Source organism: Pseudoscardovia radai (assembly GCF_002259605.1).
GTDB classification, from domain to species: domain Bacteria; phylum Actinomycetota; class Actinomycetes; order Actinomycetales; family Bifidobacteriaceae; genus Pseudoscardovia; species Pseudoscardovia radai.
Map to the genome: position 1 here is coordinate 24,638 of NZ_MWWR01000001.1, position 21,125 is coordinate 45,762.

The following is a 21,125-nucleotide window of genomic DNA, read 5'->3' on the forward strand; positions in this document are numbered from 1 at the left end:
GTGTGGAGATAGCGCCGGCTGCCGGTCCGCCTTCCCCCTGTTCGTTCTTCCGAGAAGTCCCGGCATCAGAGAAATCACGGTCTCATTCGGAAGGAACCGGAAATGGGAGATAGAAACAAGTGGCGCGTCGGCGTCAGCCGGAGGATCTGTGCGTTCCTCGCGGCCCTCGCCACGCTGTTCACCGCCGGCATCGTCGCGGCGTCCCTGCCCCAGACGCAGGCGAGCGCGGCCACCGGCACCAGCTATGACAGGACGCTGGGCAATGCGTCGTTCCAGGCGGCGCGGCAGAAATACGGCCTGGCGGAGAACATGAGGGAGGGCGCGACCCTCCATGCCTTCGAATGGTCGTTCAAGACCATCGAGGAGAACATCCCCGACATCGCGGCGGCCGGCTACACCTCCGTGCAGACGGAGCCGATCCAGAAGATCAAGGACAACCGCAAGCTCGGCACGGGCAACTGGTACCTCAACTGGTACTACGTCTACCAGCCGGTCGACATGTCCATCGGCAACTACGTGGTCGGCTCGGAGGACGATTTCAAGGAACTGTGCGAGACCGCGCATAAGTACGGCGTGCGCATCATCGTGGACGTGGTGGCGAACCACTTCACGTCCGACTTCGATGTGATCGCCGACCGCTGGCGCAACAAGAGCTACTTCCATGAAGACAAGCAGATCTCCGATTACAACAATCGCGAGGACTGCACGCAGCACAAGCTGTCCGGCCTGTGGGATCTCAACACGCAGGACCCGACCGTGACGCAGGGCATGGCTGACCTGCTCAAGCAGATGGTGGCCGACGGCGCCGACGGCTTCCGTTATGACGCGGCCAAGCATATCGAGCTGCCCGACGAGGTGTTCGGCGGCAAGACGTCGAATTACTGGAACACGATCCTTCCCAACGGCGCGCAATACCAGTACGGCGAGGTCCTCGAGGACGCGAACGTGCGCGAGGCCGATTACGCGGATCTGTTCTGGAACAGCTCCACCGGCAAGGGCGGCATCACCGATTCCAGCTTCGGTCACGAAGTGCGCAACGGCGTGCAGCACGGCTCCCTGTCCGCGAGCCACTTCACGCAGCACAACAAGGTGACTGAAGACAAGAGCGTCAACTGGGTTGAGTCCCACGATAACTTCGCCAATGGCGAGGCCAACATCCCGCAGGAGCTCGACGACGAGTGGATCATGTACGGCTGGGCCGGCATCACCGCGCAGAAGAACGGCATGACTCTCTTCTTCGACCGTCCGTACAAGGATGGCGGCACCTACGGCACCGGCGGCAAGGGCACCTACGGCAACGGCAGCGGCCCCTTCACCGAGAACTCGAAGCTGGGCGACGCCGGCGACGACATGTGGAAGGATCCGCGAATCGTAGCCGTCAACCACTTCCGCAACTCCATGATCGGCGAGAACTCGAACGTCTCCAACTGTGGCGACGACCTGTGCCTCATGGTCGAGCGCTACGCCGGCTCCTCCGCGCAGGACGGCGTCGTGGTGGCGAATGCCAACGGCAGCGACAAGAGCCTGGCCGGAACCTCCACCAAGCTCGCGAACGGCACCTACAAGGACGAGGTCACCGGCAGCACGCTGACCGTCTCCGGCGGCACCATCACGTCCGGCACGGTCAAGGCCAAGTCCGTGGCCGCCTTCTCGAACAAGACGCGCAACCCCATCGTCTCCACCGCCGAGGCCTACCCGAACAAGGGCACGATTCCCGGCACGTCGAAGAAGATCACCCTGCGCGCCTACCAGGCCACGAACACCACGTATTCCGTGTCCGACGGCCAGTCCGGCTCCTATAAGGACGGCGACGTCATCACCATCGGCGCCAACGCCTCCGGCGGCGACGTCATCACCGTGACCGTCAAGGGCACGGCGGCCGACGGCTCGAGCATCGAGCACACGTATTCGTATGTGAAATTCGGCGACCCTACATGGGACCCGAGCGACGGCACCGAAAGCCCCTGTGACAAGTACTGCGTGACGTATCTGCAGAAGAACGGCTGGAACGCCGACACCTACATCGACGCCGAGGAACCGAATTTCACCGGCAGCCGCAGCAGGGTGCAGCCGACCGGCGTCACGATTTCCGGCGACGATGTTTCGAACGGCACCGTGACGCGCGATATCTCCACGGGCAATGACACGACCCGCCTCAAGGCGACCGTCGCGCCAGAAGGCGCCAGCCAGACCGTGACGTGGTCGAGCTCCGACGAGTCCGTGGCCTCCGTCGATTCCACCGGCACCGTGACGATGCTCAAGGCCGGCACGGCCACGATCACCGCCACCACCACGAACAGCCTCAGCGCCTCCGTCACTGTGACGGTGACGGGCCAGGTGACCCCGGTCGAATCGGTGTCCGTGACGCCGACGAGCCTCGACATGCTCAAGGGCGACACGGCGCAGCTGACCGCCACCGTGGCCCCGAGCAACGCGACGGTCAAGCGCATCACGTGGTCGAGCTCCGACTCCTCCGTGGCCTCCGTTGACTCCACCGGCAAGGTGACGGCCGTCAAGCGCGGCACCGCCACCATCACCGCGACGTCGAATAACGGCAAGACCGTCACGGTGCCTGTCACCGTCACCTCCGCCGTGAACAACATCATCTACGTGACGAAGCCGAGTGGCTGGAGCACGGTGTACGCGTATGTGTACGCGAACGGCGGCAAGACGCAGAACGCGGCATGGCCCGGCGTTGCTCTGACGCAGATGACCTCCGACGATTCCTGCGCCAAGTCCGGCACCTATATGTACGAGGTGCCAGATGATCTGGCCGAGGACTCGCAGGTGATCTTCAGCGACAAGGGCTCCAACCAGTACCCGGCCTCGCGGCAGCCCGGCCTCGCCTACACCGGCGGCGCCGTGACGTGGGCGAGCGGCCAGTCGAGCTTCACCGACGCCACCTGCACGCCGCCCACGGTTGCCGTCACGTCCGTGACGCTGAACAAGTCCGCGCTGAGCCTCACCGAGGGCGATTCCGAGACGCTGACCGCCACCGTGGCTCCGAGCAATGCCACGGACAAGACGATTACGTGGTCGTCTTCGGATTCGTCCGTGGCGACGGTGAACAACGGTGTGGTGACGGCTGTGAAGGCCGGCACTGCCACGATCACCGCGACGGCGTCGAACGGCAAGTCCGCTTCGGCTACTGTGACCGTGAAGGCCAAGACGCCGGAGAGGATCGACGTGACCGGCATGACGATTTCCACGGATTCACTGGAGCTTGTGGAGGGCCAGAACGGTACTCTGACGGCTTCGGTGGCTCCGAGCAACGCGACCGACAAGACGATTACGTGGTCGTCTTCGGATTCGTCCGTGGCGACGGTGAACGGTGGCATTGTGACGGCTGTGAAGGCCGGCACCGCCACGATCACCGCGAAGTCGTCGAACGGCAAGACCGCCACCTGCACCGTGACCGTGAAGGCCAAGACGCCGGAGAGGATCGACGTGACCGGCGTGACGATCTCCACGGATTCCCTGAAGCTTGTCGAGGGCCAGAACGGTACCCTGACGGCTTCGGTGACCCCGAGCAATGCGACCGACAAGACGATTACGTGGAGCTCTTCGGATGATTCCGTGGCGACGGTGAACAACGGCATCGTGACGGCTGTTAAGGAAGGCGGCGCCATCATCAAGGCCACCGCGTCGAACGGCAAGTATGCGCAGGCCGTGGTGACTGTCAAGGCCAAGGCGCCGGAAATCGTCGACGTCAAGCAGATCATCGTGCAGCCGGGCACCAGCACCCTGACCGTCGGCGCCAGCCAGCAGCTGTCCGCCATCGTGCTTCCGAACAACGCCACGAACAAGACCGTGACGTGGAAGAGCAACAACGCATCCGTCGCCATCGTTGACCAGAACGGTCTGGCGACGGCTGTCGGCGAAGGCAGCACGCAGATCGTCGCCACGTCGGCGGACGGCAAGATCTCCAGCTACGCCACGGTTATCGTGAGCAAGTCGCAGACAACCGTCGACGTGACGTCGGTGACGCTGAACAAGTCCGCGCTGGACCTGACCGAGGGCGATTCCGAGACGCTGACCGCCACCGTGGCTCCGAGCAATGCAACGGATAAGACGGTGACCTGGCGCTCCTCCGATTCGTCGGTGGCCACGGTGAGCGCGAATGGCACGGTGACGGCTGTGAAGGCCGGCACCGCCACGATTACCGCGACGGCGGGTGGCAAGTCCGCCACCTGCACGCTGACGGTGAACCCGGCGACGGTTCCTGTGACCGGCGTGACCGTGAGCCCGGGCAGCGCCAGCGTGACCGTTGGCCAGACTACGCAGCTGGCCGCGGTTGTTGCTCCGTCGAATGCGACGAACAAGGCGGTGTCGTGGTACAGCGAGACTCCGTCCGTTGCCACGGTTGATGCGAATGGTGTGGTGACCGGTGTCAGGGAAGGCACCGCGAGGATCGTCGCTTTCACGTCGAACGGCGTGAGCGGCGCCGCCACGGTGACGGTGTCTGCCAAGACCACGCCGGTTGTTCCGGTGACCGGCGTGACCGTGAGCCCGGGCAGCGCCAGCGTGACCGTTGGCCAGACTACGCAGCTGGCCGCGACCGTGGCTCCGTCGAACGCCACGGACAAGACCGTGACGTGGTACAGCGAGACTCCGTCCGTTGCCACGGTTGATGCGAATGGTGTGGTGACCGGTGTCAGGGAAGGCACCGCGAGGATCGTCGCTTTCACGTCGAACGGCGTGAGCGGCGCCGCCACGGTGACGGTGTCTGCCAAGACCACGCCGGTTGTTCCGGTGACCGGCGTGACCGTGAGCCCGAGCCGTGCCAGCGTGACCGTTGGCCAGACTACGCAGCTGGCCGCGGTTGTTGCTCCGTCGAACGCCACGAACAAGGCAGTGACATGGACGGTTCGCGACCCGGCCATCGCCACGGTGGATACGAACGGCGTGGTGACCGCCCTCACGGTCGGCGCGACGACCGTGACCGTGACTACGGTGGACGGCAAGAAGAGCGCTTCCGCGCTTGTGCTGGTGACCGCCAAGCCGGTTGTTGAGACGACCGTCAAGATGGAGCGTCTGTACAATCCGAATTCGGGCGAGCACCTCTTCTCGAAGGATCAGAACGAGATCAGGATTCTCACCAAGATTGGTTGGACCGACGAGGGCTATGCCTGGACGGCTCCGACGACGGGCACCCCGGTGCGCCGCCTGTACAATCCGAACACCGGCGAGCATCATTACACGCTCGACGAAGCCGAGGTTGCTGGGCTGACGAAGATCGGTTGGACGGACGAGGGCATCGGCTGGTACTCGGCGCCTGCGTCGACCGGCATTCCGGTGTACCGCATGTACAACCCGAACGCCTCTCAGTTCTCGCACCACTACACGACGGATTGGAACGAGGTCGACCATCTGTATCGATCCGGCTGGAACCGCGAGGGCACCGGCTGGTACGGCGTGAAGGCGTAACCGGATTGGATTCCGGACGCTGACACTCCACGGGCGTCCATCCCACGGGCGTCGTGAGCTTCCTTCGGGAAGCCCGCGGCGCCCGTTTTTGCATGCCTGGAATCTCCCCCCGTACCGGTGTTCTTGGATCGTTCTTGGATCCGCACCCCCGTTTCGCCAAAAGAGTACGGGTAAAACGTGCACACATGAGACCAATTTGTGCACGAACGAACATGAACCCACCCCGGTGTGCATGAACGCGAACGCCGTCTGCGCGATGGCCGGAATCCGCCCGATCCCGCGCGCAAACCCCTGTCGAACACCTGACAACACCTCTTGCGCAGTGTGAAAATCGTTGAAAAATCAAGGCGGAACGCAACACACGGCATATACATGGCCGGCGCTTTTCCGCTATCATAGATAACTAGTTTCCTCGAACGCGTTACAACGACGTCTTACAACGCTTCGTCGCAATGCGTTCGGCGGTTCCGTATCGGTTGAGGGATCGCCAAGGGAAAGCAAGGCATCACACGGAAGCGATGCCATCGCCCGACCGTACTGAGAGGCGCGGAAGGGTGCAGGAAATCACACAGTTATTCATTCCGTCTGAAAGGATCGGTAATGGAAGGGACTAGCATGCGCAGCCGCGTAGCCAGGAAGGCAGTGGGCCTTCTGGTGGCGATGGCCACGCTCCTCACCGGAGGAATCATCGTCGCCTCGTCGACGACCACCACGGCGTCCGCCGCCAGTACGACCAGCTATGACCGTACGCTCGGTAACGCCACGTTCGAAGCCGCGCGCCAGAAGTACGGCTTCACCAAGGAAATGAAGGACGGCGCCATTCTCCACGCCTGGGAGTGGTCTTTCAATACGATTTCTGCGAATATGGCGGATATCGCCGCTGCCGGCTATACGTCGATCCAGACGGAGCCGATCCAGAAGTGCAAGCAGAACACCGCCAACGGCATGAAGTTCGACGAGAACTGGTACTACGTGTACCAGCCGATCGACACCCAGGTCGGCAACTTCGTGGTCGGTACCGAGGATGAGTTCAAGGCCATGTGCGCCAAGGCGCATGAGTATGGCATCCGTATCATCGTCGACGTCGTGGCCAACCACATGACCGCCGACTTCGGCGCCATCCAGGGCCGCTGGGCGAACGCCAGCCTGTACCACCCACACGAGAGTGTCGGGAATAATGAATGGGGCGACCGCTGGAAGGTCACTCACAAGTGCCTGCTCGGCCTGTGGGACATCGATTCGAACAACCCCGACAACGGCAAGGCCATGCAGAGCTTCCTGCAGGAGGTTGTGCAGGACGGCGCCGATGGCTTCCGTTTCGACGCGGCCAAGCATATCGAGCTCCCGGGCGAGTTCTCCTCTGATTCGAACGGCTCTCCGTACTGGACCTACATCCTGAACAACGGCGCGCAGTATCAGTACGGCGAGGTGCTCCATGACTCCATCTCCCGCGACAACGACTACGCGAACCTCTTCTCCAATGCTTCCTCCAACGGCGGCGGTGTGACGGCTTCTCAGTACGGCTACACGATTCGTAACGCCATCACGAGCAGCAACCTCAATGCCGGCAGCCTGGGCAGCTACAATTCCTCGGTCAATCCGGATCGCCTCGTCACGTGGGTTGAATCTCACGATAACTATGCGAACACCGACAAGCTCTCCGTGGGCATCACAGATTACCAGCTCACCATGGGCTGGGCCATCATCGGTGCCCGCGCCGAAGGCGCCCCGCTGTTCTTCGACCGTCCTTACGGCTCCGGTGGCAACAACGCACAGTACACGGAGCAGACCAAGCTTGGCGACAAGGGCTCCGACCTGTACAAGGACCCGCAGGTGGCGGCGGTCAATCACTTCCGCAACCAGATGGACGGCAATGCCGAGTATATGGCCAATTGCGGCAGCAACTCCTGCCTCATGATTGAGCGCTACAAGTCCGATGGAAACAGCCAGAACGACGGCGTCGTGATCGCCAACATGGGCGGCGACGCCAACCTTTCCGGCACCTCCGTCAAGCTGGACGACGGCACTTACACCGATGAGGTCTCCAACGGCACCATCACCGTGTCCGGCGGCAAGATCACCTCCGGCACCGCCAAGGGCGGCAAGGTGAGCGTGTTCTACAACCACAACAGCTCGCTGTGCAACATCAGCGCCTCCGTGGCCGACGGCAAGTCCTTCACCACGGACTCGCTCGACGTGACGCTGATCGCCAACGACAACTGCAAGACCACGTCCTACAGCACCAGCGAAGGCAAGTCCGGCTCCTTCTCCAACGGCGACACCATCACCGTCGGCTCCAGCATCTCCTACGGCGAGACCGTGACGCTGACGCTGACCGCCACCGACAAGGACGGCAACTCCTACAAGGCCACCTACACGTACAAGAAGAAAGACCCGAGTGCCGTCAGCGTGGCCTATGCCACGAAGCCGGCGAGCTGGGCGAGCCTCTACGCGTACGTCTACATCGACGATCCGAGCGCGGCCAGCATCACGCAGAATGCCGCATGGCCTGGCGTGGCGATGACCAAGCTCACGGCGGCTGATAGCTGCGGCGAAGCCGGCATGTACCGTTACGAGATCCCCTCGGATTACGACGGCACCGTGCGCGTCATCTTCACCGACGGCCAGACCGGAACCTCGACGAAGTACCCGGCCGACACCACCCAAGGCGATGACGCCGCCGGCCTGCAGATTGATGGCACGTACTACTGGGACGGCGGCACCAGCTGGACCGAGATGTCTTGCCAGACGGTGACGGTGAACTCCGTCTCCATCGACCAGGATGACTACACCACCGACATCTCCGCCGGCTCCACCACGAAGAAGCTCACGGCCACCGTGGATCCGTCCACGGCCAAGGTCTCCTGGAGCTCCTCCAACTCCGCCGTCGCCTCCGTTGCCTCCGATGGCACGGTGACCGCCAAGAAGGCGGGCTCCGCCACCATTACCGCCAAGGCCGGCAGCAAGTCCGATTCCATCACCGTGACCGTGACTGGCACCGCCCCGGCAGCCGCGAACGTCATCTATGTGACGAAGCCGAGTGGCTGGTCCACGGTGTACGCGTATATGTACACGGGTTCCGGCACCTCCGCGGCGTCGAACGCGAAGTGGCCTGGTGTTGCGCTGACCCAGATGACGGCCGACGATAACTGCGCCAAGTCGGGTACCTATATGTATGAGGTTCCTGACGATCTGGCGTCGGGCGCGAAGGTGATTCTCAGCGATAACGGCAGCGGTACGAACCGTTACCCGGCCGATATGGTTCCGGGCATGGATTACAACGGCGGCCCTGTGAGCTGGACGAGCGGCTCCACGAGCCTGTCGGACGTGACCTGCGCGGCCCCGATTGTCGATGTGAAGTCCGTGACGCTCGACCAGTCCGCGCTGACCCTGACCGAGGGCGATTCGGCGACGCTGACCGCCACCGTGGCTCCGTCGAACGCGACGGATAAGACGGTGACGTGGAAGAGCTCCGACGATTCCGTGGCGACGGTGAGCAACGGCAAGGTGACGGCTGTGAAGGCCGGTACCGCCACGATCACCGCGACGTCGTCGAACGGCAAGACCGCTTCGGCTACCGTGACCGTGAACCCGGCGACCGTCGACGTGACCGGTGTGACGATCTCCACGGATTCCCTGAAGCTTGTCGAGGGCCAGAACGGTACGCTGACGGCTTCGGTGACCCCGAGCAACGCGACCGACAAGACGATTACGTGGGAGAGCTCCGATCCGTCCGTGGCGACGGTGAGCGGTGGTGTGGTGACGGCTGTGAAGGCCGGTACCGCCACGATCACTGCGAAGTCGTCGAACGGCAAGACCGCCACCTGCACCGTCACCGTGACCGCGAAGACCGTGGCCGTGTCCGAGGTGACCGTGGAGCCGTCTTCCCTGACACTGACCGTTGGCGAGTACAACGCCGTGTCGGCAACCGTGAAGCCGGATAACGCGACCGACAAGACCGTGACGTGGACCTCCACCGATCCGTCCGTCGCGACCGTGGACAACACGGGTCTCGTGCACGGCGTGGCCAAGGGTTCCACCTTCCTCATTGCGAAGGCGGGAGACAAGTCCGCTACCGTGACCGTGACCGTGAAGGATGCGGAGCCGCAGCCGGTTCCCGTGACCGGTGTGACGATTTCCACGGATTCCCTGAAGCTTGTCGAGGGCCAGAACGGCACTCTGACGGCTTCGGTGACTCCGAGCAACGCGACCGATAAGACGATCACGTGGGAGAGCTCCGATCCGTCCGTGGCGACGGTGAACGGTGGCATTGTGACGGCTGTGAAGGCCGGTACCGCCACGATCACTGCGAAGTCGTCGAACGGCAAGTCCGCCACCTGCACCGTGACCGTGAACCCGGCGACGGTTCCGGTGACCGGCGTGAGCGTGACCCCGTCCATCAAGAGCCTGTACGTCGGTGACGCGACGCAGCTGACCGCGACCGTGTCTCCGTCGAACGCCACGAACAAGACCGTGACGTGGACCTCTTCCAATCCGTCCGTCGCGACGGTGGACGCGAACGGCATCGTGACGGCCCGCGCTCAGGGCACCGCCTCCATCAGTGCCAAGGCCGGCTCCTACACCGCCTACTCGACCATCAATGTGACTGCAAAGACCGTGGCCGTCGAATCCGTCTCCGTCTCTCCGGCGACGGTGGGCGTCAAGGTCGGCGCTGCCACGCGGCTGACCGCGACCGTGCTCCCGGCGAATGCCACCGATCAGTCCCTGACGTGGATTAGCGATAACCAGTCCGTTGCCACGGTTGATGCGAATGGCGTGGTGACCGGTGTCAAGGAAGGCACCGCTAAGATCACCGCCTTCACCAAGAACGGCGTGAGCGGGGAGGCCACGGTGACGGTGTCCGCCGTCTCCGTCCCGGTGACGGGCGTGTCCCTGTCTCCGTCGAACCCCTCGGTGGTCGAGGGCGCCACGACGCGGCTGACCGCCACCGTCGCTCCGGCGAACGCCACCGACCAGTCCCTGACGTGGATTAGCGATAACCAGTCCGTTGCCACGGTTGATCAGAACGGCGTGGTGACCGGTGTCAAGAAAGGTACCGCTAAGATCACCGCCTTCACGTCGAACGGCGTGAGCGGCACCGTCACGGTGACCGTCAAGGCCGCCGCGATTGCGGTGACCGGCGTGACCGTTGCTCCTGAGAACGCCAGCGTGACCGCCGGCCAGACCGTTCAGCTGACCGCCACCGTCACCCCGGCGAACGCCACGAACAAGACCGTGACCTGGACCAGCAGCGATACCTCCATCGCTACGGTGAACGCGAATGGTCTCGTGACCGGTGTCAAGGGCGGTACGGCCGCCATCACCGCCAACGCCTCCGGTTACTCGAACACGGCCATCGTGACGGTGAACCCGTCCGTGGTCCCGGTGCAGTCGCTGGCCATCACCCCGAATCCGCTGTCCCTTGCCGAAGGCGATATGCAGCAGCTGACCGCCATCGTGACCCCGTCCAACGCCACGGACAAGACCGTGACGTGGAAGAGCCTCAACGAGTCCATCGCCACGGTCGACCAGAACGGTGTGGTGACGGCTGTCAAGGAAGGCACCGCTACGATCTACGCCTACACCAACAACGGTGTGAGCGCCCAGGCCGCCGTGAAGGTCGCTGCCAAGACCACCTCCGACACCGTCAAGATGGAGCGTCTGTACAATCCGAATTCGGGTGAGCACCTGTTCTCCTCGGATCAGAACGAGATCGGGGTTCTCATCAAGATCGGTTGGACGGACGAGGGCTATGCCTGGACGGCTCCGACGACGGGCACCCCGGTGTACCGCGTGTACAACCCGAATACCGGTGACCATCACTACACTCTCGACCTCACCGAGCTCCAGCATCTGACGGATGCCGGTTGGAGGAACGAGGGCGTGAAGTGGTACTCGGCGCCTAAGTCGACCGGCATTCCGGTGTACCGCCTGTACAACCCGAACGCCTCGCAGTTCTCGCACCACTATTCCTCCAGCTGGGGCGAGATTGAAAATCTCCGCAAGATTGGCTGGAACTACGAGGACATCGGCTGGTACGGCGTGAAGGAGTAGTCGATTCCGCTCCGGCCCGTATGGGCCGGGCGGTGATTGGTCGCTTCGGCTGATGCCTCTGGCGGGCGTCGTGAGCTTCCTTCGGGAGGCCCGCGGCGCCCGTTTCGTTATGCCGGCGCTTCCGATCCACGATGCCTCCGCTGTTTGATGCCTCGGCTGTCCATGCTCCCGCTGTTCGAGAAACGCGCGACGATGCCTTAGAGGCATCACGGCGCATTTGGAAAGCAGGGCCGAGGCAATCGTGGATATGGGTAAAATTGAATCGTTCGAGGATTTTCTTGAACCCCAGGGAGGCGTTCGAGAGCCTTCCACACTCGGCACAGGGCGTGACATTGGAGAATGCCGCGCTGCCGAAACAGAGAATACGCGGCCCCGTCGCGCCGCGCCCCGACCCATCCGGGGCCCGTGCGCCAGTCAGGCCGCTCACCCCCGCATATCTATTGTTTGAAAGGGCATGGATGATAAGGGAAATCGCAAACACCCGGGGCGGCGTGCGCCGAAAGGCCATCGGCCTTCTGGCGTCCGCGGCCATGTTGTTCACCGGAGGAATCGTCGCAACCTCGACGCCCTCCATCGCCTTCGCATCCGACACGAACTCGTCGTCGAGCGCGAATGTCAGCTCCATCGAGCTCAATGCGACGGAGCTCGACCTCAATATCAAGTCCACCTTCCCGCTGTACGCCTCGCAGTCGACGGGCGTCACGTTCTCATCGTCTGACGAGAACATCGCCACGGTCGACTCCACGGGCCGCATCGGCGGCATCGGCGTCGGTACGGCGGTGATTCGCGCCACCGCTAGCGATGGCGTCTACTCCACATGCATCGTGCATGTGCGAGACCTCTCCTACGAGGGCATCACGGTCATCGGTACCGGAAAATACAGCACCACCGTTGGCCAGAGCGTCGATGTCAGGGCCTACATCGGCACGCCCGACCTCACGAATCCGTGGGTGACCTGGACGAGCGACGATGAAACCGTCGCGAAGCTCGAGAATCCCAGCGGTTGGTACGCCGTGCCGGAGTCCAACGGGGAGTATGCGGAGAACACCATCGTGGCGACCGGCGTGGGCACCACCACGCTGCATGTCAGCAACGGTAAGGAAACCGCCGATATCACCGTCACCGTCACCGGCGACGGGCAGACCGCCGTCAGCGGCGTCACGATGGCCGATGGTGATCAGACGCTGCAGACGGGCGCCGGCAAGCAGCTGAGCGCCACTGTTGCGCCGTCCGATGCGTCGAACACCGCGGTGTCGTGGAGGTCGTCCGATCCCACCACTGTGTATGTGGATGGCAACGGCTATATCACGGCCCTCAAGCCCGGCAGTGCCACGATTTACGCCTGCGCGGGCGGCAAGAACAGCTCCATCACCGTCACCGTGCCCGCTTTCAGCGGCACGCAGACGCCGGTGAGCGCGCTGACGATTTCCGGTGACGGCCACAGCGTCGACGCCGACGCCACGCTGCAGCTGACCGCCGCCGCCACGCCGAGCAATGCCACCGACAAGGCCGTCACCTGGTACAGCTCCGACAGCACCATCGCGTATGTGGATGCGAACGGCCTCGTCACCGGCATCCAGCCGGGAAGCGCCACCATCACGGCGGTGTCCGCGAGCAACGTGACGGCATCGTATGACGTCACCGTCACCGGCACGGGTCATATCGACCCGAACCCGGTGCAGAGCGTCACGCTGAGCAAGGATTCGCTGAGCGTGGTCGAAGGCGGCTCCGATGCGCTGGCCGCCACCGTCACGCCGTCCGACGCCTCGAACCAGAAGATTACGTGGACCTCGGCCGATCCCTCCATCGCCACGGTCTATGCCTCGACCGGCGCCGTGCGCGGCGTCAAGGCCGGCACCACCACGGTGACGGCCACCGCTCCCAGCGGCGCGAGCGCCACGGCTACCGTCAAGGTCACCTCGAAGGATGCCGTCGCGGCCACCTCCGTGACTTTCACGGCCGACAGCGCCGTGACGCTTGATCAGTGGGGTGGCGCGACGCTGACCCTGACCGAAGGCGGCTCCCATAAGGTCGGTGCCACGGTGTCTCCTGAGAACACCACCGACAAAACCCTGATGTGGACATCCAGCAACCCGACGGTGGCCAGCGTCTCCGCCGATGGCACCGTCACCGGCAACATGGCCGGCTACGCCTCCGTGTATGCCAAATGCGGCGGCGTGTCGGGCTACCTCTTCGTGGTCGTCAACTCCACCAGCGGCGCCGTGCCTGTGAACGGCGTGGAGTTCGAGGGCGACAGCGCCGTGCAGCTCAATGAGGGCGAGACCCACACCTACAAGACGGTTATCTATCCGCCCGATGCCTCGAACAAAACCGTGACGTGGAAGAGCTCCGACCCGTCCGTGGCCACGGTGGACGCGAATGGTACGGTGACCGCCGTCAAGGCCGGCACCGCCACCATCACCGCCACGAGCAACAACGGCGAGATCAAGAAAGGAACCGTGTACGTCCTGCACGATTCCACCAAGGATGTCGCCGTCGACTCCATCGCGCTGTCTCCCGCCACGCAGCAGATCGCCGTCGGCGCGACCGGCACGCTGAGCGCATCGTATAGCCCGTCGAACGCCACGGTGACCGACGCCGCCTGGAGCTCCGCGGCCCCGTCCGTCGCCTTCGTGGATTCCGACGGCACCGTGCGCGGCATCAAGGCCGGCAGCACCACGATCACCCTGACCGCCGGCGGCAAAACCGGCACCGCGGTGGTGACGGTCGGCGGTGGCTCGACCCCGACCGTCGACGTGACCTCCGTGACGCTGGATGCATCGTCTCTCAGCCTCACCGAAGGCGACACGCAGACGCTGACCGCCACCGTCCTGCCGACGAACGCCACGAATAAGTCGCTGACGTGGACGAGCTCCGATCCGTCCGTCGCCACCGTGTCCCGCGGCGTCGTGACCGCCGTCAAGGCCGGCGCCGCCACGATTACGGCGCGTTCCGCCAACGGCAAGACGGCCACCGCCGCGGTGACCGTGACGCCCAAGGAGCCTCAGAGGGTTCCGGTGACCATCGTGAGCCTGACGCCGAATCCGCTGGCTCTCACCGAAGGTACGAGCGGCCAGCTGAAGGCCGCGGTGCTGCCGACGAACGCCACGGACCAGACGCTGACGTGGACCAGCTCCGATCCGTCGGTCGCCACGGTGGATGCGAATGGTACGGTGACGGCTGTGAAGGCCGGCACCGCGACGGTGACCGCCACAGCGTCGAACGGCGTGAAGGGCGAGGCGACCGTGATCGTGACGGCCAAGACGCCCGAAATCGTGGACGTGGCGTCGGTGACCCTGACGCCGAATCCGCTGGCTCTCACAACCGGTAAAGCCGGTACGCTGACGGCTGTGGTTCTGCCGGTGAACGCCACCGACAAGACGCTGACGTGGGCGAGCTCCGATCCGTCCGTGGCGACGGTGGATGCGAACGGCCTGGTGACGGCTGTGAAGGCCGGCACCGCGACGGTGACCGCCACAGCGTCGAACGGCGTGAAGGGCGAGGCGACCGTCACCGTCACCGACCCGACGCCGATTACGGTTCCGGTGATCAACGTTGTGCTTACGCCGAACCCGATGACCCTGACCGAGGGTGCGAGCGGCACGCTGAGCACGCTGGTTCTGCCGGTGAACGCCACGGACCAGACGCTGACGTGGGCGAGCTCCGATCCGTCCGTGGCGACGGTGGATGCGAACGGCCTGGTGACGGCTGTGAAGGCCGGCACCGCGACGGTGACCGCCACCGCGACGAGCGGCGTGAAGGGCGAGGCCAGCATTATCGTGACCGCCAAGACGCCCGAAACCGTGGATGTGACCTCGGTGACGCTGATGCCGAGCTCGCTGTCGCTGACCGAGGGCGAGAACGGCACGCTGAGGGCCATCGTGCTGCCGACGAATGCCACCGACAAGACGCTGACGTGGGAGAGCAAGAACCCGTCCGTCGCCACGGTGGATGCGAACGGCACCGTGACCGCCATCAAGGAAGGCACGACCACCATCACGGCCACGGCCTCGAATAAGGTGGCCGGCGCCGCCATCGTGACCGTCACCGCCGCGCAGACCGACATCCCGGTCACGGCCGTCACGCTGGCGCCGCTGAGCCTTGTCGAAGGCGAGACCGGCCAGATCAAGGCCACCGTCACGCCGTCGAACGCCACCGACCAGACGCTGACGTGGGAGAGCAAGAACCCGTCCGTCGCCACGGTGGATGCGAACGGTACCGTGATCGCCATCAAGGAAGGCACGGCTATCGTGACCGCCACGGCGTCGAACGGCATCGCCGGCGCCACCGCCGTCACCGTCAAGCCCAAGCCGGCGGAAACCGTGGACGTGGACCAGGTCACCGTCAGCCCGACTACGCTGAACCTCACCGAGGGCGAGACCGGCCAGCTTCAGACCACGGTCACGCCGTCGAACGCCACGGATCCGTCGCTGACGTGGACGAGCCTCAACCCGGATGCCGCCACGGTGGACCAGAACGGTAAAGTGACGGCGGTGAAGGCCGGCGTCGCCGAGATCCGCGCGACGTCCGTCTCGAACCCGACGATCATGGGCCGGGCCGTCGTGACCGTCGCCCCTGCCTCGTCAATCGACGTGCCCGTCACGGGCATCGTCGTCACCCCGGTGTCGCAGAGCGTCGAGGTCGGCTCCTCCGTCACCATCAGCGCCACGGCGCTGCCGACGAACGCCACCGACAAGTCCATCACCTGGAGCACCGGTTCGGACACCGTCACGCTGGTCGATAACGGCGACGGCACCGTCACCGTCACCGGCGTGAAGCCCGGCCAGGCGCAGGTGACTGCGAAATCGTCGAACGGCGTCACGTCCTCGGCGTTCGTCACCGTTACGGAGAAGGTAGCCACCACCCAGACGATGTACCGTCTGTACAACCCGAACTCGAGCGAGCACCTCTTCACCGCCGACCTCAACGAGCGCGCGAAACTTGTGGGGGTCGGCTGGAACGACGAGGGCGAGGCGTGGCAGTCGCCGAAGACCGGTGTGCCGGTGTACCGCGTGTACAACCCGAACACGGGCGAGCACCATTACACCAAGGACTTCGGCGAGCTCGCGCACCTCGTGCCCCTCGGCTGGAAGGACGAGGGCGTGTGCTGGTACTCGGCGCCGGAATCCACCGGTATACCGGTGTACCGTCTGTACAACCCGAATGCCACGGCGAACAGCCACCATTACACGGTGAGCAAGCAGGAGCGCGACACCCTGCTCTCCTTCGGCTGGACCGATGAGGGCATCGGCTGGTACGCCGTCGCCGAGTGACGCCGCGCGTGCTGCGTGCGTGTGCGTGCGGTGCGGCGCTGAAGTGCTGAGGTGTTGAGGCACTGAAGTGCTGAGACACTGAGGTGCTGAGGCGTTGAGACGCTAGGCGTCCGACAACCCAACCCGTGGGAGGTTCCGGATTATCCGGCTCCCGCGGGTTTTTCTATCCTTCCCGTCCGCAGAGCGGCGAGATAGAGCCCAGGAATCGGTGTCATCACATTGTTTTCGGGGAGATTCCGTGTTCCGCCGTCCTGATCCCGGCTCCGGTCGAGGGTGCACGATTTTGCGCCCTCGGTGGCGGTTGCATCGTCCTAATGCCGTCCCGCCCGTCCTAATCCCGGTCGAGGGTGCATTGGATCGCGCCCTCGGTGGCGGTTACCTCTGCCTGGGCCTGTCTTTGGTGCTCTAACTCCGGTCGAGGGTGCACGATTTTGCACCTTCGCCTTTGGATGGGCGAGGTTGATGCCGGTTTTGGCGGGGGTAACTCCGGTCGAAGGTGCATTGGATCGCGCCCTCGGTGGCGGTTACCTCTGCCTGGGCCTGTCTTTGGTGCTCTAACTCCGGTCGAGGGTGCACGATTTTGCTCCCTCGGCGGCGGTTGCATCGTCCTAATGCCGTCCCGCCCGTCCTAATCCCGGTCGAGGGTGCATTGGATTGCACCCTCGGTGGTGGTTACCTCTGTCTGGGCCTGTCTTTGGTGCTCTAATCCCGGTCGAGGGTGCACGATTTTGCACCTTCGTCGTCGGTTGCATCGTCTGACAGCGCCGCCGATGGCACCGCAACTGACGGTTCCGCCAACCCCGACACCTCCATCACCGACCCCGCCAACCCCGGCACCTCCACAAAAGGCGACCACACCAAGCAGAACCCGTGGGATATCTTCGACCCGTACTCCGAGCAGAACGCGCCGACCGCCATCTCGCTGAACGCCACGAGCAAGCAGATCGGCGTGGGCGGCGAGACCTATCTCGACGCCTCGCTGACGCCCAAGAGCTCCCGCACCGTCATTACGTGGAGCTCCTCCGATGAATCAGTCGCCACCGTGACCCGCTCCGGCATCGTCCGCGGCGTGGCCGCCGGCACCGCCACCATCACCGCCATGAGCGCGAGCGGCGTGTCCGACAGCGCGACGGGCTTCTGTCCGCCGGCTGGCGCTACGAGGGCATCGGCTGGTACGGCATATAGCCGCTCGCCTGGGCTCGCGCCGCCTAGGCCCGGCCCCTCCCCAATAACAATGTGATGGCTTGCGTACATTTTCGCCCTGTTCGAGGCCGTTTTTCGACGATTTTTGTCCGCAAGCCATCACATTGTTGCGTGAGGGGAGGGCGGGCATAATGGGAGCATGAGGTCTCAAGAAGCGGGTGCAGCTCAGGCAACGGATGGTGCTGATAAGACGGTCGGCGGTGCGAGGATGCACGATGCCTCCGCCGCGCCATCGTCGACCCCCGGCGGTGCCGGCGTCGCCGCCACCGCCGGCACCGCCACCCCGGCCGCCGCCACCGACACCCCGACCGCGCCTGCCGCAGGCCCCGACACCCCCGACTTCAGCAGGCGCATCGTGCATCCGCGCTCGCGACTCATCCGCTTCATGTCGCACGGCGACCAGATCAAATGGACCCTCGCCGGCAAGGCCCTGCTGTGCGGCCTGTTCTCCGGCGTGCTCGTCGTGATCTACCGCGGGCTGCTCGCGTGGGGCACCGGCGTCGCCTCCGACATCTACCTCTACCTGCGCCTGCACCCGCTGTATATAGCGCCCTGGTGCCTGCTCGCCGTGGTTGTCGGGCTCGCCGTGGGGTGGATGGTGAAGAAAGTCCCCATGGCATCGGGCTCCGGCATCCCACAGATCAAGGGCGTGCTGCTCAACGGCCTGAAGCTCGCCGCGTTGCCCGTACTCGCCGTCCGATACGTCGGCGGAACGCTGTGCAGCCTCTTCGGACTCTCGCTCGGACGCGAGGGCCCGTCCATTGAAATCGGCGCGGCCGGCAGCCAGCTGCTGGGCGGGAAGCTGCGCCGCACGCGCGAAGAAGGCGCGTTCCTCGTCGCCGGCGGCGCCGCGGCCGGCCTCAGCGCCGCGTTCAACGCCCCGCTGTCCGGCATGATGTTCGCGCTGGAGGAGATCTACCGCAGCTTCTCGCCGCTGGTGCTGCTCACCGCCGCCGCGGCCGGCCTCAGCGCGGATTTCGTCTCGAAATACTGGTTCGGCCTGCGCCCCGTGCTCGATTTCTCCACCGTCCCGCAGATGTCGGTGTTCGGTATGCTGTGGATGATCCCGTTCGGGATAGTCGTGGGAATCATCGGAGCGCTGACGAACCGCTTCCTCCTGGGTGCGCAGACGCTGTACGGCAGGATGCCGGAGTGGATGCGCGCGCCGCTGTCGATGCTCATCGCCGTGCCCGTCGGCCTGTTCTTCCCCTATGTGCTGGGCGGCGGCGAGCAGATGATCCATATCTGCGAAAGCCTCACGATGCCGTTCGGCATGCTCGCGCTCATGATGCTGGCGAAGATGCTGTTCACCGCCACGAGCTTCGGCAGCGGCGTGCCTGGCGGCATCTTCATGCCGATTCTCGCCATCGGCGCGAGCTGCGGCGCGGCGTTCGGCACGGGACTCTCTCTTCTCGACCAGATTCCCGTGCGCGGCATCACCGCGTTCGCCGTGTACGGCATGGCGGCGGCGCTCGCGGCGTGCGTGAAGTCGCCGATTACCGCCATCATGCTCACGGTGGAGATGTCCGGGTCCGTCATGCATATGCTGCCCGTCGCCATCTGCACGTTCACGGCGCTGTTCGTGTCGGACGTGCTGCATACGCAGCCCATCTACTCCGTGCTCCTCGACCGCTACATGGCCTCGCATGAAGGCGGCGCGTCATCGCGCTCGGGCACCGCCATGATGGAGTTCCCCGTGGAGCCCGGCAGCCTTGCCGACGGCGCGCGCGTGGGCTCGCTCGATATGCCGCGCAGCGCTGTTCTTGTGACGATCATCCGCGGGTCGGCGGAGGTTATTCCCTACGATTCCACGCGCCTTGTTCCCGGCGATTACCTCGTGGTGGTGTTCCCGACGTCGCATACGAGCGGCGTGCACGAGGGGATGCGGCGGCTGTGCCAGGGCGGCGGTGCGGGTTTGTCGGGCGGAGGCGCTGGCGCGGCGAGTGGTGCCGCGAGTGCGGGCGGCGGTGTCGAGCCGGGCGGTGCGAACGGCGGGAAAATCGTGTGAATTCCTTGGAATTGCAACGATTTTCCTTACGATTTTGCGGCCCTCCGGGCATTGTCTATACTGTATTGGATGCCCGGCGGCGCCTCCGATGTGGAGGCGTATGCGACGGGGCGCTTACCAAGGGGATGCGATGCGTTTTTTGGGGAATATTCTGTGGATTGTCTTCGGCGGTCTGATAATCGCCTTGGGCTGGCTCGTGGTCGGAGGAGTGCTGTGCCTCACGATTGTCGGCATCCCGCTCGGACTCCAGTGCTTCAAGGCGGCGGAGCTCACGCTTGCGCCGTTCGGCCGCGAAGTGGTGTATGGCGGCGGCGTGGGGTCGGCGCTCGGCAACTTCCTGTGGGCCATCACTTTCGGATGGATGTTCGCGCTGAGCTACGTCCTCGCCGGCATATTCAACTGCGTCACGATTATCGGGATTCCCTTCGGCATGCAGGCCTTCAAGCTGGCCAAGCTCGCCTGGGCCCCCTTCGGCGCCGAGATCCTCTAAGCTCAGCACAGACTGAGTTCCTCCCCAATAACAATGTGATGGCTTGCGAGGTGGTGACGTTTTCTTGGACTTTTGACTGGAGGGCGTCATGGCTAGTTATACGCGGGAGCAGAGGCTCAGGGCGTGTGAGTTGTATGAGCGGCTGGACCGGAGCGCGACGGCCGTGGTGCGGGAGCTGGGGTATCCGGCGAGCCGGCATTCGGTGCGCGCGTGGTACCGCCGGTACGCGTCGGAGAGGTACGGGGGCGTGCCGGGCAGGGTCGCGCCCGCGAGGGTGCCGGCGCCGGCGGGCGGGTATCCCGAGGGGCTCAGGCGCGCGGCGGTGGAGCATTTCCTGACGCATGGCCGGTGCGTGCAGCGCACGTGCCGGTGCCTGGGGTATCCGTCTCCCGGGACGCTGCGCAAGTGGGTGGACCGGGCCGATCCGTCGCGGCGGGTTCCCGCGGCGGGCGGCGTGCCGGTGGCGCCGGCGGCGGGGTCCGTGAGAGGATTGGAGGGCCGGGACCCCGGCGGACTGGAGGAGCCGACCATGGATGACGTGACGGGGCGCGCCGTGCGCGCCGGCGCGGCCGACGCCGCGCGGACGGGAGGGGCCGGAGGGCCCGCCGCCAAGGCCGCGGGAAAGCCTGCCGCCAAGGCCGCGGGGAAGACCGCCGGGAAGGCGGCGGGA

At 64.8% G+C, this 21,125-nt stretch carries 6 protein-coding genes and 1 pseudogene; all 7 read left to right on the forward strand.

Annotated elements, in window-relative coordinates; genetic code table 11:
- Positions 1-102 precede the first annotated feature (102 nt).
- Positions 103-5,427, forward strand: coding sequence for an Ig-like domain-containing protein (locus PSRA_RS09515; RefSeq protein ID WP_094659837.1), 5,325 nt, complete (start codon positions 103-105; stop codon positions 5,425-5,427).
- Positions 5,428-6,027: 600 nt separating this feature from the next.
- The gene (locus PSRA_RS00090; RefSeq protein WP_094659838.1) at positions 6,028-11,481 is read left to right on the forward strand and encodes an Ig-like domain-containing protein; all 5,454 of its coding nucleotides are present in this window, start codon (positions 6,028-6,030) and stop codon (positions 11,479-11,481) included.
- A 458-nt stretch (positions 11,482-11,939) separates the two neighbouring features.
- Positions 11,940-16,754, forward strand: coding sequence for an Ig-like domain-containing protein (locus PSRA_RS00095; RefSeq protein ID WP_158216266.1), 4,815 nt, complete (start codon positions 11,940-11,942; stop codon positions 16,752-16,754).
- Between the two features lie 718 nt (positions 16,755-17,472).
- Complete coding sequence (locus PSRA_RS00100) at positions 17,473-17,994, forward strand: Ig-like domain-containing protein (protein WP_094659840.1); 522 nt, start codon at positions 17,473-17,475, stop codon at positions 17,992-17,994.
- A gap of 348 nt (positions 17,995-18,342) precedes the next feature.
- Entirely contained in the window at positions 18,343-19,965 is a 1,623-nt protein-coding gene (locus PSRA_RS00105; protein ID WP_420820526.1) for a ClC family H(+)/Cl(-) exchange transporter, read from the forward strand.
- Positions 19,966-20,095: 130 nt separating this feature from the next.
- The gene (locus PSRA_RS00110) at positions 20,096-20,455 is read left to right on the forward strand and encodes a YccF domain-containing protein (RefSeq protein ID WP_094659843.1); all 360 of its coding nucleotides are present in this window, start codon (positions 20,096-20,098) and stop codon (positions 20,453-20,455) included.
- A gap of 88 nt (positions 20,456-20,543) precedes the next feature.
- Positions 20,544-21,125, forward strand: a pseudogene (locus PSRA_RS00115) (hypothetical protein); the annotation flags it as partial.